This is a genomic window from Salinisphaera sp. S4-8, from assembly GCF_040361235.1.
In the GTDB taxonomy this organism is placed as follows: domain Bacteria; phylum Pseudomonadota; class Gammaproteobacteria; order Nevskiales; family Salinisphaeraceae; genus Salinisphaera.
The window spans coordinates 38,759-62,466 of sequence record NZ_APNF01000012.1; the positions used below are offsets into that span (position 1 = coordinate 38,759).

Here is a 23,708-nt window from a genome sequence, read left to right on the forward strand (position 1 = left end):
TACGGCCATGCTCGATCGACTCCGCCGACGCGCCGCGGCTGCACGTAACCACGCCCGCAACGCGCTCACCAACGGCCGTGACTGGCTACGCAACGACCCGACGCTCTATCAGGCCGAGCGCACGCCGTATGAAGTAATCCATCGACTGGGGTTGATGGCGGTGCGCTATTACCCGCCGCTGGCAGAACACCAGATCCCGGTCGGCGACACGATCGCCGATGTGGCCCAATACGAACACGCTACCCCCGTCGTACTGGTGCCACCGCTGGCGGCCAGCACACTGATCTTCGATCTGCTACCCCAGAGAAGCCTGGTGCGCTACCTGCGCGCCCGCGGCTTTGCCGTTTATCTCGTCGACTGGGGCGAACCGCAACGCGCCGACGCCCATCTGGGCGTACGCGACTATGCCCTGCGTCTGCTGCCCGATGCACTGACCGCCGTACGTGCGCACAGCGCCAGTCCGGACGTGTCGCTCGTGGCCTACTGCATGGGTGGTTTGTTTTCGTTGCTTTATGCCGGCACGGGTCGGGATTACGGCATTCGCAATATCGTGACCATCGCCAGCCCGATCGATATGCACGATGCCACCCTCGCCGCGCGTGCCCTACGTGCGCTCAACGGCCCGGCCCGGCTGATTCGCCTGTATACGGCCTGGCGCATCCATCAGATCGACCCGCGTCTGATGCATGTGCCCGGCTGGCTCAATGGCCTGGCCTTCAAGCTCACCAACCCGATCGGCAGCCTGACCACCTATCTGACCTTGCTGCGCGGCCTCGACGATCGCGACTTCGTGGCCACCCATGCCACCTTTGGCCGTTGGATGGGCGACATGCTCGATTACCCGGGCGTGCTGGTCCAGGATTTCCTGGTCACGCTATGGATCGACAACGCCCTGGCCAGTGGCACCGTGCGCCTGGGCGAAGTCGAATCGGATCTGGCCAGTATCGATTGCCCGCTGTTGGCCATCGCCGGCGAATCCGACCAGTTGGTGGGCGTGGCGAGCGCGCGCCGGATCATGGCCCTGGTGACCAGCGAAGATCGCCGCTTCGAACTCGCACCCGGTGGCCATGCCGGCGTGTTCGCGGGCAGCGAGGCACCGGCACATACCTGGCGTATCGCCGCCGACTGGCTGGCCCAGCGTTCCGACTAGACCTCGTGATGCAGCGATTGCGCCGACGCCGCCGCCGTTGTACGTGCACAGGCCGCCGCGAACAGCGCCCCGCTGACGTTATGCCACACCGAAAACAAAGCGCCCGGCAGCGCGGCTGCGGCCGAAAAATACTGCTGTGCGAGCGCGACCGCCAGCCCCGAATTCTGCATGCCCACTTCGATAGCCAGCGTACGCGCGATACGCCGATCGCCCGTCACCAGGCGCGCCGCGCCATAGCCTGCGCCCAGCCCGATCAGGTTGTGCATTACCACAGCCGCGAGTACGACAGCCCCCATCGTGGCGATCGCGTCCGCGTTGAGGGCAACAATAATGGCGATCACCACCGCAATCGCGATCGATGACCCCAGCGCGCACCAGCCCTCGCGCGCAGGCCAGCGATTGCCAATCCAGAGATTGAGTGCCATGCCAGCCACCACCGGCACGATCACGATCCCGGCGATACTGAAAAGCATCGATGCCACCGGCACGGCCAGCTGCGAATCGGCATAAAGCCAGGTCAGCACCGGCGTTGCCACGACCGATACGAGCGTGGCGATACTCGTGAGCGTGATCGACAGCGCGACATCGCCACCGGCCAGAAAACAGATCACGTTGGAGGCGGTTCCGCCGGCGACGCTACCCACCAGAATCAGGCCCAGCGCCAGCGGCGCGTCCAGACCCAGCACGTGCGCGATGGCCCAGGCCGCGAAGGGCATCAGCCCGAACTGCAGCACGAGCCCCAGCAAGACCACCGGCCAACGCGCGATCGCACGGGAGAAATCCGTCGGCATGAGCGTCAGGCCCATGCCGAACATGATCACCACCAGTAGCGGCACGATCGCCGGCTTACCCGGCACGAAAAGCCAAGGCGCGGCATAGGCGACCAGCGCCAGCGCGCCGGCAAGCAACGGAAACACGATGGCGATACGGGCAGGCGATGGCGCGTTCATGACCGCGAACCGAGCACATCGAAGCCGGCCTCGACGAGTAACGCCGCTGTTTCGTAGAGCGGCAGCCCCATGACGCTGGAATAGCTGCCGTCGAGCCGCGCGATGAAAATCGCGCCGCGGCCCTGGATCGCATAACCGCCGGCCTTGCCGATCGGCTCGCCGCTGGCGATATAAGCGGCCTGCTCGGCGCAGGTGATCTCGCGCATGGTGACTTCGCTGACTGATATGCGGGATGTGCAGCGCCCGGCCACACATAGCGCCACCCCGCTGACCACGCGGTGGGTGGTACCGGACAGCGAGGCCAGCATCGTATCGGCCTCGCCGTCGTCGCCCGGTTTGCCGTAGAGCGTATCGCCCAGGGCCACGACCGTATCCGAGCCGAGCACCGCCTCGCCGGCATGGTCTGTAGCCAGCGCCTGGGCCTTGCCACGGGCCAGGCGCTCGGCCAGCGCTTCGGCGCTTTCGCCCGGCTGCGGGGTTTCGTCGATATCGGCCGCCTGTGCGCTATGGGCCACGCCGAGCTGATCGAGCAGTTTGGCGCGCTGCGGTGAAGCGGAGGCCAGAATCAGGCGGCGGCTCATAATGGTTTCACGTGGTCAGCCGGGTCGGCACAGGATGCGAATTCGATGAAAGCATCGCGCATGAGCCGGCCTGCATCGATGGCCTGTTGCCAGGCCGCCAGGCGTGCGTCGTCGCGCTGCGCATAGCGATAGAAATCCTTGCGGTCCGGCACGCGCCGGTCGACCAGACGATCGCGCAGCGCGGGCCCCGGGCCGATCAGCAACGTATTGGCGGCATGACGCGGGCGCCGCCAGGGCAGGCGTTTGTCGAACCAGCCCGGCACCAGGCGTTCGTCGTAATGCGGCATGAGCACCAGCGGAGCCTGGGTATCGGGCGCGAGCAGTGGCTGATCGATGTGATAGTCGACGATGCCGCCGTCGCGATAGACACCGGCCGGCGCGCCATCCGGGTCGACCACACCGCGCATCACCAGCGGCACGTTGCCGCTGGCATAGACCGCATCGCGTACGTTGGCCTCGGTGAGTTGCACGGTTCGTTCGCCCAGATGGGTATCGGCCCAACGCAAGCCGTTGCGCCCACGGGAGAACACCACGCGCTCGAAAAACCAGCGCAGGCTGTCGCGCGATACGGCATTGCCCAGCGCCCCCAGGCCGGAGCCGAGCATGAGCGGGCCGCGCGCCTCGGTGCGGGTCAGCGCACGCGAGCGAACCGTCAGCACGTGCAGACGAAAACGTGGATGGCCAAGGATGCCGTCGCGTACCGCGTCGGTGAGAAACGTATCCAGAATCGCACGGACCGTACCGCTGATCTCGTCGCGATCCGGCTTGGCGCTATAGAACTGATCCAGATAGGCTTTTTCCAGCCTGTCGATTGCGCTCGCGGGGTCATTTCGTTCACAGGCGGCCGCGAAGCGCCAGGCGCCGATCGATGACCCCACCAGATCGATCGGCTGGCTGGCGCCGTCGCGATGCAGCCAGTCGGAAAACAGATAACGATCCAGCGCCGACAGAATCAGCCACTTGGGTCCGCCGGCGGCGCCGGCCATCGCCCCGACATCGCCGGGCCTCAGGCCGTTGTTTTCCAGCACGGCGCGCGCGCCATGGCCTGCACGCAGGGTCAGTACGTCATTGAAATCCATCGGTCTCGCCCTCGTTCGCTGGGCGCATTCTAAGGAATCTGTGCACAACCTGTCGTGGTCGCGCCGGCGTGCTTTGCACATGGCTGGCAGACAAAGGCGCAGCGCAGCGTGCTGGTTGCACGGTGCGCCTGCCTCGACGCCGACCAGGCGCGCACAAAGCCGTGGGCCTCGACGGGGTCCGGTCTCGAACGCGAACCGCGAGAGGCTGTGCAGAAATTCCCTAGCGGGTGCGGCGCATATACGCGGCCCGATGCCGACGGCCGGCGTGATCTTACGCCAACCCGCGCTTTAGTCGACCGTGATGATCTTCAAAGCGTTGGTGCCACCGGGGCCGGTGAAATCGCCCTTGGTGACCAGCACGCGGTCGCCGCTTTCCAGATCGCCCCGCGCACGCAGGCAGGCCACGGCTTCATCGACCGGCACCACGCCGTTGAGCTCGGAGGGCGAGAAGGCCACCGGAAACACGTTGCGGCACAGCGCCAGATAGCGCTCCGACGCCGGGTACTGAGTCAACGCGAAAATCGGGATATGCGTATCCTGACGCGACATCAAAAGCGCCGTGGTGCCGGACTCGGTCAGCGCGATGATGGCATCGGCATGCATATGCCGCGCCGTATACATCGTGGCCATGGCGATGGCCTCGTCGGTGCGTTTGAAATGCGCAGCCAGCCCGCTGGCCGGCCGGTCGGCGGTGGCTTCGCGTTCGGCACCGACACAGATCTTGGCCATGGCCGCGACCGTCTGCACCGGATAACGCCCGACCGCGGTTTCGGCCGAGAGCATGACCGCATCGGTACCGTCGAGGGTGGCATTGGCCACGTCCAACACCTCGGCCCGAGTCGGGATCGGGTTTTCGATCATCGACTCCATCATCTGGGTGGCCGTAATCACCAGCCGGTTCATTTCGCGGGCGGTGGCGATAATGCGTTTCTGCACGCCGGGCAGTTCCGGATCGCCGATTTCCACGCCCAGATCGCCGCGCGCGACCATCACCGCGTCACTGGCCTGGATGATTTCGTCGAGGGCGGCGATCGCTTCGGCGCGTTCGATCTTGGCGCATAGTCGCGCCTGACCGCCCGCGGCTTCGAGGCGCTCGCGCGCTTCGTGCAGATCGGCCGCACTACGCACGAAGGACACGGCCAGATAGTCCACGTCCATTTCGGCGGCGACCTGGATATCGTCGAAGTCCTTTTCCGTGAGCCCGCCGGCCGACAATCCGCCACCGCGCAGATTCACGCCCTTGCGACCCGACAGCTTGCCGCCGACCTCGACCGTGCACTGGATACGGTGATCGTCGACTGCATCGACAGCCAGCGAAATCGCGCCATCGTTAATCAGCAGCTGACTGCCGGCCTTGACGTCGGCCAGCAGCGGCTCGTAATGAATGGCCACTGCATCGCGCGTGCCCGCATCGGCGGCCATCTGCGTATCGAGCGTGAATGGCTGACCGGTTTCGAGTTCGACCGCACCGTCCATGAAGGACTCGATCCGAATCTTCGGCCCCTGGAGGTCGGCCAGCACGGCAACGGGCAGCTGAAGTTCGGCTGCAGCCTCACGGACGCGGCGTACACGTTCGCGATGGTCGTCGGCTTCGCCATGCGAGAAATTGATTCGTACGACATTCACCCCGGCCGAGAGCAGTTTGGAGAGCACCTCGGGTGAATCCGAGGCCGGGCCGAGGGTCGCAACAATCTTGGTTTTTCGTTTCATGCTGCAAACGCTAGCACAGCGCCTGTGTTGGCGGGATGACAAGACAGGACAATCATGGTTTTAACCTGTACCCAAGCCTGCCGATGCGCCTGGACGGGTGCATTGCATAAACGGTTCGCAACCACTTCTCTTGCGAACTAGACTCGTGCGCCCATTCACGCCAACGCTGCTCATGCTGTCGCCAACGGAAGTGCTGCGCCGAGCCGGAATTCTGCTACTACTGTGGGTGGCCGGCATCTATATGCGCGCGCCGATTCTGATCGCGGCCCCCTTGGGCGAGCGTATTCGCGACGATCTGGGGTTTGGTCAAACGGCGTTGGGTGCGCTCACCACGCTACCGGTGTTCATGCTCGGCCTCGGCGCGCTGCCTGCCGCCTGGTTGATCGGCCGGTACGGGGCGCGCAACACATTGGTCGCGTCAGTTCTTCTTACCGGCGTGGCATCGATGCTGCGCGCGTTGGCGCCAGACATCGCCGTACTGCTGGGTTTAACCGCCGCGATGGGCCTGGGTATCGCCGCCATGCAACCGGCGCTGCCGGCTCTGGTCGGGCGTTGGTGCCCTTCGTTCGTGGCGCTGGGTGCAGCAATTTATATCAACGGCATGATGCTCGGCGAGTTCGTCGGGGCCGGTCTGACGCTTCCATTACTGTTACCCGCAGTAGGCGGCGACTGGCGCAGCGCCCTGGCCTGGTTTTCGCTGCCGGCTATTGCGTTGAGTCCGTTATTGCTGGGGCCACGACTGCACGGCAAGCGGCCTACCCAGCGCACGCGTGGTCTGCCTGCATTCGACGATCGTCTGCTCTGGCGTTTCGGGCTGCTGCTCGGTGCGACCGCAGCGACTTTTTTCGGCATGAATGCCTATATGGGCGTCCTACTCGAGCGCAAGGCATTGGGCGATGATCTCGCCACGATGCTGTTTGCGTTCAACCTGACCCAGCTCGTGACATCAATCGTGCTGGTGTTCGCCGTTCGCCATGTGTTGCGCCTGCCACGGCTGCTGGCACTGACATGTCTCGCCCATATCATCGGCCTTCTAGGCTTCCTGCTTGCGGACGGGCTGGCGCTACTCTACCCAGCTGCCGTGCTGCTGAGCCTGACTGCGGCACTCCAGCTGATCGTACTCACCGCCCTACCACCGCTACTGCGCGACGCCGACTCCGCCGGGCGACTTGCCGCCGGCATGCTCGCGGTCGGCTATATCCTCGGCTTTGCCGCACCGATCGCCGCCGGCGCAGCCGCCGACGCATTGGGCTCGCCGTATGCGGTCGTCGCCGTATTCCTGGCATTCAACACAGCCGTATTACCGCTTGCCTGGACGACGCGGACCGACCCCGAGTATTAATCCCGCAAAAAACCAGATTGCTCAACTCCTTGTTGATGCGTGCATGCCGGCTAAGTAGATCGTGGTCAGGCGCAGCCTGACCGCCCCTCGGCAGGACTTGAAACGATCTGCGCTTGATATGCCACGGCGTTGAAACAGCTGAGCGCGTCAGCTGCGCCAGCGCCAAAAAACAAGCCCCGTCGAAACGGGGCTTGTATCAAACGGCAGATTTTCGCTTCAAACCGCGCCTAGAACGTCGCCCAATCACCATCATCAATATCGATATCGCTTTTGACCGGCGCCGCAGCCGGCGTCGGCCGCGCTGACGGCGCTGACGGCGCAGCCGATACGCTCGGTGAAACAGACGCTGCCACCGGCTGTTCGTTTGCAACGGGCGCAGACTCGACCACATTGATATCGCCACGCAGCTTGAAGAATGCGACCTGACGCTTGAGCGCCTCGGCCTGTTCTTCGAGCGACCGGCTTGCGGCGGCGGATTCCTCGACCAACGAGGCGTTTTGCTGGGTCATGCTGTCCATTTGCGATACGGCCAGATTGACCTGTTCGATACCGCTGGACTGCTCGCTGCTCGCAGCAGCGATCTCGGCAATAATATCGCCGACCTTATGCACGCTCTCGACGATGCCGTCGAGCGTCTTGCCCGATAACGCCACCTGCTGTGAGCCATCGGCCACCTTCGCCGCACTGTCTTCCACCAGCGACTTGATGTCCTTGGCTGCCGCCGCACTCCGGCTGGCCAGATTGCGAACTTCCGAAGCGACCACGGCAAACCCGCGCCCCTGTTCACCCGCACGGGCGGCTTCCACAGAGGCATTCAAGGCCAGAAGATTGGTCTGGAAAGCAATATCGTCGATCAGACCGACGATCTCGCTGATCTTGCGGCTCGATGCATCGATCTCCTGCATGGCGGCGACCGCGCGCGATACCACCTCGCCACCTTCACTGGCCTGCGCCCGCACACCGTGCGCCAGCTGATTGGCCTGGGCGGCATTGTCGGCATTCTGCTTGACCGTAGAGGTCATCTGCTCCATCGAGGCCGCGGTTTCTTCAAGATTGGCCGCCTGTTCCTGGGTACGGCTGCTGAGTTCGTCGTTCCCCGAGGCGATCTGGCCGGCGCCGACGCTGACCGACTCGGAGCCTTGGCGCACGTTGGCGACAATCTCGGACAGCTTGGCCTGCATGTTTTTCAGGCTCTCGAGCATGCCGCCGAACTCATCCTTATATGGATTATGGACGTCGTTCTCGAGGTGACCGTCAGCGATCGAGCCGACCAGTCGACGCGCTTGATCGAGCGGCCGGGTAATCATGCGCGTGATCACGACCATGATGCCGAGAGTGAAGAGCGCCACCACGACAAGTGTCGCAACGATGATGTTGCGGCTGGTCGCGACCGTAGCCTGCCCTTGCGCAAAGAACGCACCGGCGCGCTCGGTCTGAAAGGTGGCCAATTCATCCATGTAACCGACCAGCGTCTCGAAGGCGGGCGCCACATCGACCGCGTAGAGGGCCTGCGCCTGATAGGTTTCGCCGGATTGCATCGGCTCGACGATCGTCTTGAGCACCGGCATGAATTCCTTGAACTTCGCTGCCGCCTGGTCGGCCTTGGCCCGCTCTTCGGGGCCGGTCAGCAACGCCGGATAGTAGTCGCTCCAGACGCGCGTGATCTTCGCGATATTGTTGTCGATGGATTGCGCCAGTTCGGTGCCGTCGTCGTTAAACATGAGGGCGGTCTGAACGTCGCGGCGTATCGTATTGAACGTATCGATGAGGACGTTGACCTCGATAACGCCTTTCAGGTTTTTCGAATAGATCCGATCGGTGACGGAAGCCACCTGGCTGTTGCTATAAAGCGAAAACGCGCCGAGCGCTAGTACCAGAATGGTAATCACACCGAAGCCCAACCCTAGCTTCCCCTTCACACTTTTCATCATTGCGAACCTGCCTGTTCAGTACCCGTATTCCCGCGGTTTCGGCCAGCGCGAACACAGGTTCGATACGCCTTCGGCGGGGGTTGTTATTACGATTATTGGAATGCTGGCCACGCGGATGACGTTCGAACATCGCGCAGATGGCAGCTTTAGCACCCGGTACCTATCGGCGTAGCGCCGTATTGCTTGAGCGGCTTGCGCTAGCGCGCGATCGAGCACGTTCGCAGGCAAAATCAAACAGCCGCGCCGGCATGCCTTGCCTGCAGCGGCGAGTACTGTGGAGCTCGGCGCGCGAATGACGCCGGCACGCAAACCGCTAGCGACCGATAACGGTTATCGAGTCGAAAAGCAGGGGGTCACAGGAGCGATCGTAAGCGCCGCCGAGGCAAGCGCCCGGCTCGTTGCTCGGGAACAATCATGCGACTCGTCTTGTGCACAATCGTGTCGGCGACGCATGGTCATCAAGCGCTTCGCGGACACGATCAAAGCGGCAGCGTAGAAAAGTATCTCCCGATCCTAGTGCTCGGTAAGCATTGCGCGCAGACGCGATACGGCTTGGCTGTGTAGCTGACATACGCGAGACTCGCTCACGCCCAGCACCACGCCGATTTCCTTGAGGTTGAGATCTTCCTGGTAGTAAAGACCCAGCAGCAGTTTTTCGCGCTCAGGCAGTTCGTCGATCGCTTCGGCTAATTGCTCGCGATCGCCAAACGCCAGAAGCGCATCGAGCGGGTTGGTCGAGGTATCGACGTCCGCCGAGACCACGGAGGCCGCTGTCTCTTCGGTACCGCTTTCCTCGAAGGCCTCGATGAAGCCGTTGTTCACATCGTGCAGTAGACGATGATATTCGTCGATCGGCATATCGAGTTCTTCGGCAATTTCCCGATCGGTAGCCTGGCGGCCATAACGGTGTTCGAGACGCTGGATTGCGCGATCGACGTCACGACTGGCACGACGCACGCTACGTGGCAACCAGTCGCGGCTTCGCAACTCGTCGATCATCGTGCCTTTCACACGCTGGGACGCATAGGTCGCGAATGAGGCCCCCTGGGAAGCATCGAAGCGGTTGAAGGCATCCAGCAGCCCCACCATGCCCGCCTGGATCAGGTCATCCAGCTCGACACTGGCCGGCAGGCGCACCTGCAGCGACAGCGCATGCCGTCTGACCAACGGCAGATACTGTTCCACTGCCTGGGACCGATCGATCTTGCCTTGAGCCGTATACATAGGTGATGCGCCTGAATGGTCAACCGCTGGCTACGCATGGCACGTCCAACGCGGTTGGTTTTCCGATGCAGGCAATCTTAGGCGCTGGCAATAGCCGGCGATTGGCGAATTAAGCGCAGGTTTCGGCCCCTTCTCGACGAATAGCACTTGCATACCGGGCCACCCTAACTAAATTAGCGGCAAGCAACGCTTCTTCATTCTGAGCTGGCCCCCATCCATTGGACAGTCCGCAGCGATTTTTAAGTGATGACCGGCTAGGTTAAGCCGCCTGCGGTAGCGGCTGGGCGTTGAAGTAGACCTGATCGGGCGTGGCTCGATCAAGGCCCTGATGATGGCGCTTGGCGTTGTAGAAGGCGAAGTAATCAGCCAAGCCCGCTTTGGCGTCGCGCCCACTGTCATAGGCTTTCAAATACACCTCCTCATACTTCACGCTGCGCCAGAGCCGTTCGATGAAGACGTTATCCATCCAGCGCCCGACCGGTGAAGGCGTTACCCGTGAATTGGCTGCCCTGATCCGTGTTGAAGATGTCGGGCGCTCCGTAGCGTGCGACCGCGCGCTGCAGGGCATCGACGCAGAACGCGTCGTCGAGCGTGTTCGAAATCTGCCAGGCCAGGACCTTGCGCGACCACCAGTCCATGACGGCGACCAGGTATAAAAAACCGCGCGCCATGGGCAAGTACGTGATATCGCTGGCCCAGACCTGGTTGGGTCGATCGATCTTCAGACCCCGCAGGCGATACGGATAGATCCGATGCCCGCTGCCGGTCGTGACAAGCGCGGCTTCGGATACAAGGCGGTGATCCCCATGATACGCATCAAACGCTGTATGCGCTTGCGATTGATCACCAGGCCGTCTTCATCAGCCAGTGCATCGGCAATGCGTCGGCTGCCGAGAAACGGCCGCTCGAGGTGCAGCACGTCGATACGCTGCATAAGCCTGTGATCGGCATCCGATACCGGCTTGTGCCGATAGTAGACCGTCGATCGGGCGACATCGAGGACACGGCATTGGCGTGTGATCGGCAATGTGTGGCCGGGATCGATCATGGCTCACCGATCTTGGCATGCAGCGAGTCGATCTGGGCTTGGTTATCCGACGTCGATGGTCCCTTGTCGAACGTCTCGGTCGCGCCTTCGACCAGCTGGCGTTTCCATTGCATGATCTGGTTCGCATGCACGTCGAACTGCTGAGCCAGTTCGGCGAGCGTTCGATCGCCTTGCACGGCGGCGAGTGCCACCTTCGCCTTGAAGGCCGGTGAATGATTACGGCGTTTGCGTCGCATAGTTGCTCCTTGGCCGGGTGCGGCCATTAGGGAGCAGATCATCACTTAGCGCTCTGTCCGAATTATGGGGGCCAGTTCAAACGCCGTACGCGAGAATTAAAAATAATTTTTCAGGACCGCGCTAAAGAAAAAAACCAGTGGGGCGATATGACACCAGCGGCGCGATATTCGACGTCGCATCAGCCACCGGACCTATCCGGCAGTCAACAAGACTACAAACACAGGAAACATCGCCATGTCATTCGTCATCAACACGAACACCCTTTCTCTGACCGCCCAGCAGAACCTCAACCAGTCCCAGAAGACCCTCAACAGCGCCATTGAGCGCCTGTCTTCGGGCAGCAAGATCAACTCTGCCAAGGACGATGCAGCCGGCCAGGCCATCTCTAATCGGATGACCTCGCAGATCAACGGTCTGCAGCAGGCCTCGTCGAATGCTAACGATGGCATCTCGCTGGCTCAGACCGCAGAAGGCGCGCTCAATCAGATTAACGACAATCTGCAGCGCGTTCGCGAACTGACCGTACAGGCCCAGAACGGTACTAATTCTGCTAGCGACATCGACTCCATTCAGCAGGAAGTCAACGAGCGTCTGGCCGAAATCACGCGCGTGACCGAGCAGACTGAATTCAACGGTATCTCTGTACTTGAAGGCAGTGGCAAGAGCTTCAGCATCCAGGTCGGGGCGCAGGACGATCAAACCATCAGCATCACGATGAACGACTCGGCCGGTTGGAACTTGGCCGCGAATGGCACCACCGGCGCTGGCTCACTTGGTTTGGTCAACGGCGAAGCACGCTCGGTTGACGCCGAAGGTTTCGACGTGTTGTCGGCAGCGGCAGGATCGGCCACTGCCGCAGGCCTTAGTGCGATCACGGCGGGCAATGAAGGCGCCAACGGCCTTCAGCTAACCTCTGCCGAGGTTGTCGAATATACGGATACGTCCGGCAAGACCGCCTATGCGCTGCGTGAATCGACCGGCAATGGGGATGCCTATGCCGTAACCTTTGATGTAGATGGAAACGCAACGCTGGGTGCAGAGCTCTCGGCCGGCAACACTGCGCTGGCCAACGATATTGCGACGGATGGTTCCGCCGCTGTGGCTGACGGCGCTACCATCACGGTACCGGGCGATAGCAACGCCCTGAGCACGCTTGACGCCGCGCTGAAGTCTGTAGATGAACAGCGTAGTGGGCTGGGCGCCGCGCAAAACCGCCTGGATTCGGCTATCAACAATATCGATACAACGTCGCTCAACATCTCCTCAGCCCGTTCGCGTATCACCGATGCAGACTACGCCACGGAAGTGTCCAACATGTCCAAGGCCCAGATCCTGCAGCAGGCCGGCACCTCCGTGCTGGCCCAGGCCAATCAGACCACGCAGGGCGTACTTTCCCTGCTCCGGTAAGCCTCGGCTATACCGATTCGCTCACGCGAAACACAAAGGGCGCCTTCGGGCGCCCTTTTTATTGGCCTGTTTATTACCCTGGCGTGCATAGACGATTTATCCGGGTTGACAGCGCGCGTCGGCGAACCGATTCGTGCAGCGGAACCGGTCAAAAAAGTCGTTGCAAACAGCTCATAACGCCAACTGTTTCGGCGCTGGATTCATTGCGTCAGAAACCCAGGAACAACATATCCAGCGCAACTGAAATGGCATGCTGTTGTTCGGCAAGGCTGCATACCGTTGGGCCTAGCTCGGACTCGGGCACGGCTGCGATGTACTGCGTGGCCATGACCACTTGGGTTCGTTTGACTTCGAACTCGGGATTCAACCTTTCGGCAGGACGCGGCGCCGCGGCTTTCGGCAACAAGGGCACAACCATACGCGTATTCAGGCCGCTGAGAAGATCCGATTAAACGTCCAGCAGATAACCGCTTCCACCCTGGTTTCGGCACACATCGAACCGTGCCATTAGGGGGCTGCTGAAATAGCCGCAAAATCTATTCGCGTCGTCGCGACTGAAGAGATCGACCGCTCTTGATTGGTCATTTTTTGTTCAGTTTGGTGGGTTAAACCGCTCGAATCGCGGTTTTCAGACACAGCAGTGCCACAGCAAGAGCTCATGCAGCCTCCAATGCGGCGATGCGCACGAGGTTATAACTGGTGAACACCAGCGTGGCCTGGGCGCCGACCCTGGCCAGCCCGCGCAGCATCGTTTGTTTGAGCGGGCGATTGAATTTGCCCCAACCGAATGGCGTTTCCACGCGGTGGCGTGCGTTACGTGATTGGGCGTAACCCGCGTGACGCGTGGTCCGGGCATCGATCGCCGAGCGTCGCCCGCGGGTATGTTGGGCCACGTGCGGCGTGACGTTGGCCGCTCGCGCGCCCGCCACAAAGCGCTTTTGATCGTAGCTCTTGTCGGCCGCTACGCTCAGGCGGCGTGTACCCGGCCTTTTATCAAGCATCGTCAATGCGGCATCGACTTCGGCGGTGCCACTGGCCACCGTGGTTTGGCTATCGACCACCCGCGCATGCCGATTGTCGGTGAGCACATGGCCGATATAGCACAGACGACTCGCCTGGCCCGGGGCTTTCTTGTAGAGCCGGGCATCGGGGTCGGTCTTGCATGCGTGCGTGTGCGAGCGGCGCTTGTCGCCCTTGAAGTTCGGCGGCCCTGTGGGCGGTTCGTCGTCATCGTCCTTGCGTCGATAGCTGCCCATCGAAGCCCAGGCATCGATCAAGGTGCCATCCACGCAGAAATGCTGATCGGATAGCAGTCGACGCTGGCGTGCCTGATCGACCACGGCTTCGAGCAAACGAGCGGTCATGTCGCTATCGATGAAGCGCTGACGGTTCTTGGTAAACGTGGTGGCATCCCAGATCGCGTCGTCCAGCGACAAACCGACGAACCAGCGATAGCGCATGTTGTAGCGCATCTGCTCAACGAGCTGGCGCTCGGAGCGGATCGAGTACAACACCTGCAGCAACAACGCCCGGATCAGGCGCTCGGGCGCAATCCCGGGGCGGCCTGTATGCGAGTAACCGACCGTGAGCGTGCCTTGCATCGAATCCAGGGCCGCATCGACGAGTGATCGGATCCGGCGTAACGGGTGATCCGCAGGCACGAAATCGGCAGTCTGGGAATACGAAAACAGGCACGGCTGTTCGGCATCCGGGCTACGCATCAGGCGGCTTCCTTGTGGCTTCGAGTCACGATAGTGTCGCGTAAATCCGGCGGGTTTTTCAGCAGCCCCTTAGAACTGGCGATGTCGGTAGAGCGGCAGCCCATTCAATGCAACATATTCGTTGGAGCTATCCAATGCTGCTTGATTGGCCTGAAGCCACCGTTGCTGTTTCGACCGTCTCACCGCTTCAGCAATACCGGCCTCAGCAGATCGCGACATATTTACCCCCAGCGCCCTAGCCTCTTCAAGCAAGGCGCTATCCAAAGATAAGTTCGTCGGTCTTCTCGCGTGCTTTATCGATTCAGTCATGGGCGGTTCCCCACTTTTCTACTGAGCAGGCACCTACATGTCTTACGCGCATGAAATATGCGCATCAGTGTTCGCATCGTGCGAGCCTATCCAAAGTATCTAACGGGGCCAAACCCACTCAGAAAATCGCCGATCTGCGCAGCGATCTCGGTGCGGTCCAGAACCGTCTGGACTCGGCGATCAACAATATCTTCCCGGCCCGTTCGCGCATCACCGATGCCGACTACGCCACCGCCATGTCGAACAGTTCGACGGCGACCAGCGCAGGCGTTGGGCACCAGGGCGTGGCTATCGATTTGGCAGAAGCGGATGGTATGATTTTGTCATACTGCAACTGCTTTACGAGCGCCTGCTATGAGCATGCACCGGAAAACCATCACCCTGACTGAACAACAAGACGGCTGGGTGAAAAGCCAGATTGAAAGCGGTCATTTCGGTAGTGATAGCGAGTATATCCGCCATCTAATCCGGGAAGATCAGCGAGCCCAAGAACGTCTTGCGACGCTAAGGCAGGCCCTCGCCGAGGGTGAGTCAAGCGGGACGCCTAAGCGCCTCGATATGTCGGCTATCAAGGCGGCTGGACGCGGGTAAGTAGTGCTCAAGCTGAGCATCACGCCGAAGGCGGAATCAGACCTCGTCGGGATATGGGTTTACACCTGCGATGAATGGGGTGCCGATCAGGCGGATATCTACCTGGATCAGCTCGAGACTGGCATGAAACAGCCGATTAGCTACCCCTTGCTCGGCGCGAACTACACCCACGTGCTGCCCGGGTATTGCAGATTACAGGTCGAGCATCACGCGGTTTTCTATCAAGTGCTCGAACCGGAAGTGCTAGTTGTTCGTGTGCTGCACGAGGACATGGATGCACCGAAAAGGCTTCTGGCTTAGGAGAAAGGGTTAGATTCATTTAACGAAGCGATCTACCTTTTGCTTGTATGGTTCTACCCGATACAGCGCGAAAACGGAAAGGCCCAACCTGCACAAAGCGCGTGTCCCGCATTCGAGCGCCGCGACCTTTTATGTACGGGTCAGGCAGTTGCTTCGAGCGATGCCAATAAAAAGAGCGCCCGAAGGCGCCCTTTTCTCATCCGCGATGAACGCACGGCAACGCTACACCTGCATGTTCATGATCTCGCGATACGCGCTTACGACACGGTTTCGCACTTGCACGCCCATTTCGAATCCGAGACTGGCCTTCTGCATATCGACCATCACATCGTTGATGCCCACCCCCGGCACGCCACGCTCGAAGGCATGCCCTTGCGCGTGTGCGGCCTGTTTCATGCCGTCGATACGGTCGATTGCAGCGACCAGCGCGTTGGAAAAGTCCACGGCTTCGGCCTTTTCGCCGCTCTTCGCCACCGCCTGGGGACCGGCCTGCACGCCCGGCTGCACGCCGCCCGGGCCGGCCTGATTCGCAGTGGACTGAAGCTGTTGCAACACGCTGTTGAGATTGACTGCGGAGATACTCATTAAGCCCTACCCTCGTGAAATGCGACCGGGGCACGTCGGCCGAATTGGCACGGCACCCCATTTGACGAATTGCAGAGTAGCGCAGACGCAAGCGATCTAATCCGCTCAATTGCCGCCCAAAAAGTGGGCTTATTCCTCCTTTGATTTTTTCTCAGTGCTGAATAATGGCCTTCGTCCTGCTGGGGCTGCGGCGCACGTGTGCGGCATCATCGGCAGGTGGCAGGGGCCGGGCTCGACTACGACAAGCCGCGGCAATCGCACATCAAGCAACGAGGAAAGAGCATGGCGACAGCGGATACGGCAGTCGCAGCAGCCGAGGCCAAGCCCGGCGTGCTGGAGCAGCTACGCGCGAATCCGCGTCTGCCGTTAATCGTGGGTGTCGCGATTGCCGTGACCCTATTGGTGGCCATGGCGTTGTGGACCATGGGTCCTAGTTACGGCGTGCTGTTCTCGAACTTGAGCGATCGCGACGGCGGCGAAATCATCGCTGAACTCGAGCAGAGGCAGGTGCCCTACAAGTTCGCGGGCAACGGCAATACGATCATGGTCCCGACCGACATGATCGACCGTACGCGCCTGCAGCTCGCCGGCGAAGGCCTGCCCAACGGCGGCGGCGTCGGCTTCGAGTTGATGGACAATCAGTCCTTCGGCATCAGCCAGTTCGCCGAACACGTCAACTACAAGCGCGCGCTCGAAGGCGAGCTGGCGCGCTCCATCGAGAGCATGGACGCCGTCGCCAAGGCGCGCGTACATCTGGCCATTCCGGAATCCTCGGTATTCGTGCGCGAACGCGAGAAACCGACGGCCTCGATCGTGCTGGATCTCTATCGTGGCCGCGCAATCAGCGACGGTCAGGTCACCGCCATCGTCAATCTGGTAGCCAGCAGTGTGACCAATATGCCGGTCGACGGCGTGACCGTGGTCGACGGTGCCGGCAAGCTGTTGTCGAACAATGCCGCGAGTGCCGACAATGCGGTCGACGGCGCTCAGCTGGAATATGTCGATCGTATCGAGCACAGCTATCGCGATCGTATCGAATCGATCCTCGCGCCGATCGTCGGCCGCGACAATATTCGTGCGCGCGTGGTCGCCGACGTGGATTTCTCGTCCAACGAGCAGACCCAGGAACTCTATACCCCCAACGGCGATCCGTCCCAGGCCGCAATTCGTAGCGAACAGCGCAGTTCCACGCGCACCAACGGCGGGCCGGCGACCGGCGGTGTGCCCGGTGCGCTGAGCAACCAGCCCAGCCCGGAAATCGATTCGCCGATCAACAACCAGAACAAGACCACGACCGCCCAGACCGGCGGCAAGGACGGCGCCAAAGGCTCGACGGTGAGCAACGCCACCATCAACTATGAGGTCAACCGCACCATTCGCCACACGCGCGAACAAAGCGGTCAGGTCCAGCGCCTGTCGGCCGCCGTGGTGGTCAACTATCCGATGCAGGCCAATGCCGAAGGCGAAATGCAGCCCATGCCCCTGAGCGCGGAGCAGATGGCCCAGATCAAGAGTCTGGTGCGCGAAGCGATGGGCTTTTCGGCCGAACGGGGCGACTCGCTGGAAGTGATCAACATGCCGTTCACCGACCAGCCCGACACCGTCGTCGAACCCAGCATGCCCTGGTGGCAGGATCGCCAGCTCATTTCCATGGTCGAAAGCGCGGTCAAGTATCTACTGCTGGCGATCGTGGCCTGGATCGTGTGGCGCCGACTGGTCAAACCGCTACTTGACCAGGTGCCGCGTCCGCCGGTACGTCTGGCCGATGCCGAGGCCGGTGAAATGGCCCGCGATACGGACGAAGACGACGACACCGGCGAGTTGCGTGCGGCCATCGAAGCCGGCCGCGGCAAGCGCCGGCAACAGGACGCCTTGCTCAACACGACGCGCGAAGCCGCCAAGAACGACCCCAAGCTGGTCGCCGCCATCATCAAGAGCTGGATGCATAGCAATGCCTAGACAGATGTTCAACGAAGCCGGTAGCGAGCGCGGCGCCATCCTCATGATGACGCTCGACGAAGACACTGCCGCTGATGTGTTCAAGCACCTGTCCACGCGCGACGCCCAGGAACTGGGCGCGCGCATGGCCGGTCTGCGCAACATCTCGAACGAGCAGATCACCGAAGTGCTCAACGAATTCCACGAGGAATTCGAGCAGGTCAGCGCGGTGAGCATGAACTCCAGCGAACACATCCGTTCGGTTCTGACCAAGGCCATGGGCGCCGAGCGCGCAGCGAGTCTGCTCGAGGACATCTTCGACGCCCAGGAAGGCACGGGTATCGACGCGCTGAACATGATGGAGCCGACCGTGGTCGCGGAAATGATCCGCGACGAACACCCGCAGATCATCGCCACCATCATGGTGCATCTGGAACGCGGCCAGGCCGCGGAAGTGCTCATGCACTTCGACGAACATCTGCGCAACGACGTGGTGCTGCGCGTTTCGACGTTTTCCGGCGTACAGCCCGCTGCGCTGCAGGAACTCACGGAAGTGCTGTCCGGGCTGCTCGACGGGCAGAATCTCAAGCGCAGCAAGATGGGCGGTGTTCAGACCGCCGCCGAGATCCTCAACCTGATGAACTCGGCCAACGAGGAAAGCGTGCTCGAGAGCGTGCGTGCGCACGACGACAGTCTGGCCCAGAAGATCATCGACCAGATGTTCGTATTCGAGGATCTGGCCAGCGCCGACGATCGCACCATCCAGCGCCTGCTCCAGGAAGTCGACCAGAACAGCCTGGTGGTCGCGCTCAAGGGCACGCAAGAGGAACTGATCTCGCGCTTTACCTCGAACATGGCCAATCGCGCGGCCGAAATGTTGCGCGAAGACATGGATCTGCGCGGCCCGATTCGCGTGTCGCAGGTCGAAACCGAACGCAAGGCCATTCTGCAGACCGTGCGCCGTCTGGCCGACGCCGGCGAAATCACGCTAAGCAAGGAAGACGACGAGTATGTCTGATCGCTCGAGCGCGCGAAAAGATGCCTGGCGCCCCTGGCAGATGGGCGCGCTCGAACGGCGCATGCCGCGCCGTAATATTGACGATGCCACGGATGCGCCGGCACGCCGGCGCGAGGATGCCATCAGCTTCGCGCTGTTCGAGCTCGCCAAGGAAGAGGCAGTGGCCAAGGGCCACGAGGCCGGTTATGCCGAGGGCCTGGAACAAGGCCGAGAAGAAGGAAAGGCCGAGGCCAAAGCGGAACACGAACAACGTCTGGCCGCCGAGCTCGAAACGCTTCTCGCCCCGATTCGCGAGTTGAGCGGCTCGTTTCGCTCGGCTGTGGACAGCCTTAACGACAAGGTCTCCTACGAACTCGTCGAGCTCGCGCTTGAAGCAGGCCAGAAACTCGCAGGCCGGGCATTACAGCTCAAACCCGAACACATCCTCGATGACATCGAGGAGCTGATGGCCGAAAACCCGACCATCGGCGGCAATCCGACGCTGTATGTGAATATCGAGGATCACGCGCTGGTCGAATCACATCTATCGCAGACACTTCAGGCCGCTGGCTGGGAACTACGCCCCGATATGGGGCTGGCACGCGGCGATTGTCGTGTCGAAAGCGAACAGCGCGCCGTCGACGCCACGGGCGGCGATCGCTGGAGCCGACTGTTGCATACCGTCGGGCATGGAGAAGAGTCATGACCGGAAATCCCAGCACTGCTCAGCAGTGGATCGAAAATCTGCGCGAGGCCCGACAACGCGTAACCAGCCTTTCACGCACCCGCCAGGGCGGACGCCTGACTCGCGCCACGGGCCTGGTGCTCGAAGCCGTGGGCCTACAGCTGCCGCTGGGCGCGCATTGCATTGTTGAAATCCGCGGCGGCAACGATTTCGCTGAAGCCGAGGTGGTGGGCTTCAATCAGGAAAAACTGCTGCTCATGCCGTTCGTCGATACCGCCGAAATGGTGCCAGGCGCGCGCGTATGGGCCACCCTGCCCCCGCCGGGCGCGCAGGCGATCGGCAGCAAGCGCGTGCCCGTGGGCGACAGTCTGCTCGGGCGCGTGGTCGATGCGCGCGGGCGTGTACTCGACGGGCGCGGCCCGTTGCACGGCCCGGCCCATGCAACACTGGCCGCGCCGCGTCTGAACCCGCTCGATCGCGAACCCATCCACGAAGTGCTGGATGTGGGTGTCCGCGCGATCAATGCGCTGCTGACGGTCGGGCGCGGGCAGCGCCTGGGCCTGTTCGCCGGCTCCGGCGTGGGCAAGAGCGTGTTGCTGGGCATGATGGCGCGTTTCACCCAGGCCGACGTCATCGTGGTCGGGCTCATCGGCGAGCGCGGGCGCGAGGTCAAGGACTTCATCGACAACATTCTCGGCACCGAAGGCCTCAAACGGGCGGTGGTCGTGGCCGCGCCGGCCGACGACTCTGCCCTGCTGCGACTGCAGGGCGCGGATTATGCGACCCGTCTGGCCGAGGATTTTCGCGAGCGCGGCAAGAACGTGCTGCTGATCATGGACTCGCTGACTCGCTATGCCATGGCCCAGCGCGAAATCGCCCTGGCCATCGGCGAGCCGCCGGCGACCAAGGGCTATCCACCGTCGGTATTCGCCAAACTGCCCAAACTGGTCGAGCGCGCCGGTAACGATGCGCCCGGCAAGGGCTCGATCACGGCCTTCTATACCGTGCTCACCGAAGGCGACGACCAGCAGGACCCGATCGCCGACTCCGCGCGCGCCATTCTCGACGGCCATTTCGTGCTGTCGCGCCAGCTGGCCGAATCCGGCCATTATCCGGCTATCGATATCGAAGCCTCGATAAGCCGCGCTATGACCGCGCTTATCGACGAAATGCATCTGTCGCGTATCCAGTACTTTAAGCAAATGCTCTCTCGCTACCAGCGCAATCGCGACCTGATCAGCGTGGGCGCCTATGCCAAGGGCAGCGACCCGTTGCTCGATCAGGCCATCGAGATGTACCCGCAGCTCGAAGCCTTTTTGCAGCAATCGATGAATCAACGCGCCGACTTCGAACACGCCAGCGAGCACCTGGCCCAACTGCTACCGCAACGAACCAATCACTAGAACATGGCCAAGACATCCGCACTCGATACGCTCATCGACCTGGCAACCGACGACCGCGACGCGGCCGCGGTCAAGCTCGGCCAGCTGCGCCAGGATCACCTGCAGACCGAGCAGAAGCTGGAAGCGCTGCTGGGCTATCACGCCGAATATCAGCGTCGTCTGGATGAAGCCATGACCATGGGCATGAGTATTGCCACGCTGCAGAATTACCAGCGCTTCATTGCCTCGCTGGAACACGCCATCGAGGCACAACGCGGCGCTGTCAATCAAAGCGAACGCCGTATCGAGCACGGCAACGAAGACTGGCGTGCACGCCAGAAACGCCTGAACTCTTACGACGTGCTGGCCGTGCGCCGGCGCGAAGCCGCCGAAAAAGCCGAGGCCCGGCGCGAACAGCGCCAGACCGATGAATTCGCCAGCCGCGCGCTGTCCGCCGGCCTGTATCAATAAGCCCGCGCGGCTCACGGGATCGTGATATGAGTATTCAACTGGTCAACAAGATTGCACCGACGTCGACCGAGGGTCCGGCGAAGGCCGGGCCGGCGGGCGACAAGCCCCAGGGCGAGGCCAGTTTCTCGGCCGTGCTGGCTGATCGCCGGCGCGCGGATACGCCCGCCGATACGCGTACCACCGATGCGCCGAAGCAGGCGCCGTCCAGCCCGCAAGCGCGCATCGCGCAGCTGACAGACAAACAACAGGCAGGCGCCGATGGCGATGGCGTGCCCCGCGATACCGCGGCCAAACGCCACGGGGACATCGACCTGGCCAGCGCGAAAACGCGGCCAGCGCGTGGCGACCAGATTGCGCTGACCGATCTGACGGGCGAGGCCCGGCCGGCCGGCGACACGCGCCCCAGTGATCTTGCCGAGACGCTCGATCTCGAGCCCGCCACGCAGGCCGAACCGGCGCATGCGTCGAGCCACGACGAGGCGTCCGATAACGATGCGACCGTCTTTGCCGATATCCGCTGGCACACGATCGCCGTGTCGCTACAGCACAATACGGGCACTGCCGTAGCGGCCAAAGGCGCTTTGCCAGCCGGCGCCCACACCGCCATCAATGCCAGCGCAGCCGATACGCGCATGGCTGGCGCCACCACCGACCTGCAACTGGCCCTGTCGGGTACAGGCCAGGCTGGCGCACAGGATGGACGCGCCGCGATCGAGTGGCGCACGCTGGATACACGCAGCGCCCGGGCTGGCCGGGCCGACAACGACAGCGGTCTGCGGCTTGCCGCCGCCGGCGATGCGGCGCTGACCCGACAGGGCGACGAGGCGCTCGCCGCCGATCGATCCCGTATCGCCTTCGGTGCGCAGCATATGCCCACCGACGCACGTAATAATCCGGCCGCCTGGGCCGCCTTTACCGGCGATGCGCAGACTCAGAGCTTCGGCAAGCGTTTTGCCACCGCCGCGGGCACCGAGGCCACCGACGCTGCCGATCTGAAATCGCTGCCGGGTACGGCAACGAGCCTCCAGGCGGGCACGAACCCCGCGCTTGCGACAAGCGCGCCGGCCGCGACGCTGAGCGCCAATATCAACGCGCCGCTGGGCAGCGAAGCCTGGAAGCAGGCGATCAACCAGCAGGCCCTGCGGCTGAGCCACGTCGGCGATGGCGCAGCCGAACTCACGCTCTATCCGCGTGAACTGGGCCAGCTGCATGTATCACTGAAGATGGGTGAACACGCGCAGCTGCACTTCGCCTCGGCGCATGCCGATGTGCGGGCCGCCGTGGAAGCTGCACTGCCCCAGTTGCGCCAGACCCTGGCGGACAACGGGATCAACCTCGGCCAGACCTCGGTCAGCGATCAGGGCACGAATTCGAACGCATCGAACGGGGATGGCAGTGGCCGCGCTCAGGGTGGGCGCATGCCGGCCGATAGCACGGACGTCGCCAGCGCCGATACGCTGACCGCGCCAGTCGCGGTGACCACGCTCGCCGGGCGCACGCTCGACGGCGGCATCGACATCTTCGCCTAGTCATCGCAAACCCGGCCGTTTTATACCGGCCCGAACAGGATACCTCTCGTCATGGCCACATCGCCCCCCAACGCTGCCGGCGGCAATCGCATGCTCTGGCTGATCATCATGGCGCTGGCGCTGATCATCGTGACCGGTGCGGCGATCGGCGGCACGTATTTCTTCATGAGCGACGACGATCAGGCCGCGGCTGAGCCAGCGCACGCAGCACCCGTGCCCAAACCGGCGCCGGTATTCGTCGAAATCAAGCCGTTCACGGCCAACCTGCGCGATCCACGCGGGCGTATCCTGTATGTTCGTATCGCCGTTAAGGTCGACGATGACAAGGCGGCAGAAAAACTTGCCGAGCACATGCCCCAGGTACGCAACCGGATTCTCATGACGATCGCCGACACCCAGGCCGACAACCTGACCAGCGCCAACGGCAAGCAGTCGCTGGCCAACAGCTTGCAGGTCGCCATCGCCCGGCCCTTCGACGAAGACGAAGACGCGATCGGCGTGCAGGAAGTCCTTTTCACCGATTTCATCGTTCAATAGGCCG

General features: G+C 62.3%; 21 protein-coding genes and 3 pseudogenes. 13 read left to right on the top strand and 11 right to left on the bottom strand.

Features of this window, described 5'->3' with window-relative positions:
* The first annotated feature begins 7 nt into the window (after positions 1 to 7).
* Complete coding sequence (locus S4A8_RS15970; protein WP_353220901.1) at positions 8 to 1,150, top strand: alpha/beta fold hydrolase; 1,143 nt, start codon at positions 8 to 10, stop codon at positions 1,148 to 1,150.
* Here S4A8_RS15970 and S4A8_RS15975 read toward each other — a convergent pair.
* The 4 genes from S4A8_RS15975 to pyk form a co-directional block, all read right to left on the bottom strand.
* The gene (locus S4A8_RS15975; protein WP_353220902.1) at positions 1,147 to 2,100 is read right to left on the bottom strand and encodes a bile acid:sodium symporter family protein; all 954 of its coding nucleotides are present in this window, start codon (positions 2,098 to 2,100) and stop codon (positions 1,147 to 1,149) included. The genes S4A8_RS15970 and S4A8_RS15975 overlap by 4 nt on opposite strands.
* Positions 2,097 to 2,681, bottom strand: a complete 585-nt coding sequence (locus S4A8_RS15980; protein WP_353220903.1) for a Maf family protein — start codon at positions 2,679 to 2,681, stop codon at positions 2,097 to 2,099. The genes S4A8_RS15975 and S4A8_RS15980 overlap by 4 nt, the downstream gene beginning before the upstream one ends.
* On the bottom strand, positions 2,678 to 3,760 hold the full coding sequence (locus S4A8_RS15985) for a patatin-like phospholipase family protein (protein ID WP_353220904.1): 1,083 nt from the start codon (positions 3,758 to 3,760) through the stop codon (positions 2,678 to 2,680). Before S4A8_RS15985 ends, S4A8_RS15980 begins: the two co-directional genes overlap by 4 nt.
* Before the next feature lie 288 nt (positions 3,761 to 4,048).
* Positions 4,049 to 5,470: a pyruvate kinase gene (pyk, locus tag S4A8_RS15990; RefSeq protein WP_353220905.1), complete on the bottom strand. Its 1,422-nt coding sequence runs from the start codon at positions 5,468 to 5,470 to the stop codon at positions 4,049 to 4,051.
* Positions 5,471 to 5,642: 172 nt separating this feature from the next.
* On the opposite strand from pyk, the gene S4A8_RS15995 reads away from it, so the two are divergent.
* The gene (locus tag S4A8_RS15995) at positions 5,643 to 6,812 is read left to right on the top strand and encodes an MFS transporter (RefSeq protein ID WP_353220906.1); all 1,170 of its coding nucleotides are present in this window, start codon (positions 5,643 to 5,645) and stop codon (positions 6,810 to 6,812) included.
* 227 nt (positions 6,813 to 7,039) lie between these two features.
* Here S4A8_RS15995 and S4A8_RS16000 read toward each other — a convergent pair whose 3' ends face one another.
* The 3 genes and pseudogenes from S4A8_RS16000 to S4A8_RS16010 all read right to left on the bottom strand — a co-directional run bounded on the left by S4A8_RS16000 (position 7,040) and on the right by S4A8_RS16010 (position 11,251).
* Entirely contained in the window at positions 7,040 to 8,743 is a 1,704-nt protein-coding gene (locus tag S4A8_RS16000; protein WP_353220907.1) for a methyl-accepting chemotaxis protein, read from the bottom strand.
* Positions 8,744 to 9,256: 513 nt separating this feature from the next.
* Positions 9,257 to 9,967, bottom strand: coding sequence for an RNA polymerase sigma factor FliA (locus S4A8_RS16005; RefSeq protein WP_353220908.1), 711 nt, complete (start codon positions 9,965 to 9,967; stop codon positions 9,257 to 9,259).
* 259 nt (positions 9,968 to 10,226) lie between these two features.
* Positions 10,227 to 11,251: pseudogene (locus S4A8_RS16010) on the bottom strand (IS3 family transposase).
* A gap of 235 nt (positions 11,252 to 11,486) precedes the next feature.
* On the opposite strand from S4A8_RS16010, the gene S4A8_RS16015 reads away from it, so the two are divergent.
* Positions 11,487 to 12,659 carry a FliC/FljB family flagellin gene (locus tag S4A8_RS16015; RefSeq protein WP_353220909.1) on the top strand — a complete coding sequence of 391 codons (1,173 nt, stop codon included), beginning with the start codon at positions 11,487 to 11,489 and terminating at the stop codon, positions 12,657 to 12,659.
* A gap of 208 nt (positions 12,660 to 12,867) precedes the next feature.
* On the opposite strand, the pseudogene S4A8_RS16020 reads toward S4A8_RS16015, so the two are convergent.
* From S4A8_RS16020 to S4A8_RS16030, 3 genes and pseudogenes are all read right to left on the bottom strand, one after another.
* A pseudogene (locus S4A8_RS16020) lies at positions 12,868 to 13,095 on the bottom strand (CcdB family protein); the annotation flags it as partial.
* A gap of 220 nt (positions 13,096 to 13,315) precedes the next feature.
* Positions 13,316 to 14,380, bottom strand: coding sequence for an IS5 family transposase (locus S4A8_RS16025; protein WP_353220910.1), 1,065 nt, complete (start codon positions 14,378 to 14,380; stop codon positions 13,316 to 13,318).
* 69 nt (positions 14,381 to 14,449) lie between these two features.
* Positions 14,450 to 14,689 carry a type II toxin-antitoxin system CcdA family antitoxin gene (locus S4A8_RS16030; RefSeq protein WP_353220911.1) on the bottom strand — a complete coding sequence of 80 codons (240 nt, stop codon included), beginning with the start codon at positions 14,687 to 14,689 and terminating at the stop codon, positions 14,450 to 14,452.
* Between the two features lie 110 nt (positions 14,690 to 14,799).
* Between S4A8_RS16030 and S4A8_RS16035 the strand changes: the two are divergent.
* From S4A8_RS16035 to S4A8_RS16045, 3 genes and pseudogenes are all read left to right on the top strand, one after another.
* Positions 14,800 to 14,946: pseudogene (locus tag S4A8_RS16035) on the top strand (flagellin); the annotation flags it as partial.
* Between the two features lie 103 nt (positions 14,947 to 15,049).
* Positions 15,050 to 15,280 (top strand): type II toxin-antitoxin system ParD family antitoxin, encoded by a 231-nt coding sequence (locus S4A8_RS16040; protein WP_502950753.1) that lies wholly within the window; start codon positions 15,050 to 15,052, stop codon positions 15,278 to 15,280.
* 3 nt (positions 15,281 to 15,283) lie between these two features.
* Entirely contained in the window at positions 15,284 to 15,580 is a 297-nt protein-coding gene (locus S4A8_RS16045) for a type II toxin-antitoxin system RelE/ParE family toxin (RefSeq protein ID WP_353220913.1), read from the top strand.
* 222 nt (positions 15,581 to 15,802) lie between these two features.
* On the opposite strand, the gene fliE is transcribed toward S4A8_RS16045, so the two are convergent.
* Positions 15,803 to 16,165: a flagellar hook-basal body complex protein FliE gene (fliE, locus tag S4A8_RS16050; RefSeq protein ID WP_353220914.1), complete on the bottom strand. Its 363-nt coding sequence runs from the start codon at positions 16,163 to 16,165 to the stop codon at positions 15,803 to 15,805.
* Positions 16,166 to 16,447: 282 nt separating this feature from the next.
* Between fliE and fliF the strand changes: the two genes are divergently transcribed.
* Genes fliF through fliL form a run of 7 tightly spaced genes read left to right on the top strand, consistent with a single transcriptional unit; the run spans position 16,448 to position 23,704 of the window.
* Complete coding sequence (gene fliF / locus S4A8_RS16055) at positions 16,448 to 18,124, top strand: flagellar basal-body MS-ring/collar protein FliF (RefSeq protein ID WP_353220915.1); 1,677 nt, start codon at positions 16,448 to 16,450, stop codon at positions 18,122 to 18,124.
* 4 nt (positions 18,125 to 18,128) lie between these two features.
* The gene (gene fliG / locus S4A8_RS16060; protein ID WP_353220940.1) at positions 18,129 to 19,121 is read left to right on the top strand and encodes a flagellar motor switch protein FliG; all 993 of its coding nucleotides are present in this window, start codon (positions 18,129 to 18,131) and stop codon (positions 19,119 to 19,121) included.
* Positions 19,114 to 19,806 carry a flagellar assembly protein FliH gene (locus tag S4A8_RS16065; protein ID WP_353220916.1) on the top strand — a complete coding sequence of 231 codons (693 nt, stop codon included), beginning with the start codon at positions 19,114 to 19,116 and terminating at the stop codon, positions 19,804 to 19,806. The genes fliG and S4A8_RS16065 overlap by 8 nt, the downstream gene beginning before the upstream one ends.
* Complete coding sequence (fliI, locus tag S4A8_RS16070) at positions 19,803 to 21,188, top strand: flagellar protein export ATPase FliI (RefSeq protein WP_353220917.1); 1,386 nt, start codon at positions 19,803 to 19,805, stop codon at positions 21,186 to 21,188. Before S4A8_RS16065 ends, fliI begins: the two co-directional genes overlap by 4 nt.
* A gap of 3 nt (positions 21,189 to 21,191) precedes the next feature.
* Complete coding sequence (gene fliJ, locus S4A8_RS16075; RefSeq protein ID WP_353175174.1) at positions 21,192 to 21,638, top strand: flagellar export protein FliJ; 447 nt, start codon at positions 21,192 to 21,194, stop codon at positions 21,636 to 21,638.
* A gap of 26 nt (positions 21,639 to 21,664) precedes the next feature.
* Positions 21,665 to 23,167, top strand: coding sequence for a flagellar hook-length control protein FliK (locus S4A8_RS16080; RefSeq protein WP_353220918.1), 1,503 nt, complete (start codon positions 21,665 to 21,667; stop codon positions 23,165 to 23,167).
* 51 nt (positions 23,168 to 23,218) lie between these two features.
* On the top strand, positions 23,219 to 23,704 hold the full coding sequence (fliL, locus tag S4A8_RS16085; RefSeq protein ID WP_353175176.1) for a flagellar basal body-associated protein FliL: 486 nt from the start codon (positions 23,219 to 23,221) through the stop codon (positions 23,702 to 23,704).
* Positions 23,705 to 23,708 lie beyond the last annotated feature (4 nt).

Excerpts from the sequence above, each read along its gene's own strand:
- S4A8_RS15970 (WP_353220901.1), top strand. The coding sequence starts at position 8 with ATGCTCGATCGACTCCGCCGACGCGCCGCGGCTGCACGTAACCACGCC.
- S4A8_RS15975 (WP_353220902.1), bottom strand. The coding sequence starts at position 2,100 with ATGAACGCGCCATCGCCTGCCCGTATCGCCATCGTGTTTCCGTTGCTT.
- S4A8_RS15980 (WP_353220903.1), bottom strand. The coding sequence starts at position 2,681 with ATGAGCCGCCGCCTGATTCTGGCCTCCGCTTCACCGCAGCGCGCCAAA.
- S4A8_RS15985 (WP_353220904.1), bottom strand. The coding sequence starts at position 3,760 with ATGGATTTCAATGACGTACTGACCCTGCGTGCAGGCCATGGCGCGCGC.
- pyk (WP_353220905.1), bottom strand. The coding sequence starts at position 5,470 with ATGAAACGAAAAACCAAGATTGTTGCGACCCTCGGCCCGGCCTCGGAT.
- S4A8_RS15995 (WP_353220906.1), top strand. The coding sequence starts at position 5,643 with ATGCTGTCGCCAACGGAAGTGCTGCGCCGAGCCGGAATTCTGCTACTA.
- S4A8_RS16000 (WP_353220907.1), bottom strand. The coding sequence starts at position 8,743 with ATGATGAAAAGTGTGAAGGGGAAGCTAGGGTTGGGCTTCGGTGTGATT.
- S4A8_RS16005 (WP_353220908.1), bottom strand. The coding sequence starts at position 9,967 with ATGTATACGGCTCAAGGCAAGATCGATCGGTCCCAGGCAGTGGAACAG.
- S4A8_RS16015 (WP_353220909.1), top strand. The coding sequence starts at position 11,487 with ATGTCATTCGTCATCAACACGAACACCCTTTCTCTGACCGCCCAGCAG.
- S4A8_RS16025 (WP_353220910.1), bottom strand. The coding sequence starts at position 14,380 with ATGCGTAGCCCGGATGCCGAACAGCCGTGCCTGTTTTCGTATTCCCAG.
- S4A8_RS16030 (WP_353220911.1), bottom strand. The coding sequence starts at position 14,689 with ATGACTGAATCGATAAAGCACGCGAGAAGACCGACGAACTTATCTTTG.
- S4A8_RS16040 (WP_502950753.1), top strand. The coding sequence starts at position 15,050 with ATGCACCGGAAAACCATCACCCTGACTGAACAACAAGACGGCTGGGTG.
- fliE (WP_353220914.1), bottom strand. The coding sequence starts at position 16,165 with ATGAGTATCTCCGCAGTCAATCTCAACAGCGTGTTGCAACAGCTTCAG.
- fliF (WP_353220915.1), top strand. The coding sequence starts at position 16,448 with ATGGCGACAGCGGATACGGCAGTCGCAGCAGCCGAGGCCAAGCCCGGC.
- fliG (WP_353220940.1), top strand. The coding sequence starts at position 18,129 with ATGTTCAACGAAGCCGGTAGCGAGCGCGGCGCCATCCTCATGATGACG.
- S4A8_RS16065 (WP_353220916.1), top strand. The coding sequence starts at position 19,114 with ATGTCTGATCGCTCGAGCGCGCGAAAAGATGCCTGGCGCCCCTGGCAG.
- fliI (WP_353220917.1), top strand. The coding sequence starts at position 19,803 with ATGACCGGAAATCCCAGCACTGCTCAGCAGTGGATCGAAAATCTGCGC.
- fliJ (WP_353175174.1), top strand. The coding sequence starts at position 21,192 with ATGGCCAAGACATCCGCACTCGATACGCTCATCGACCTGGCAACCGAC.
- S4A8_RS16080 (WP_353220918.1), top strand. The coding sequence starts at position 21,665 with ATGAGTATTCAACTGGTCAACAAGATTGCACCGACGTCGACCGAGGGT.
- fliL (WP_353175176.1), top strand. The coding sequence starts at position 23,219 with ATGGCCACATCGCCCCCCAACGCTGCCGGCGGCAATCGCATGCTCTGG.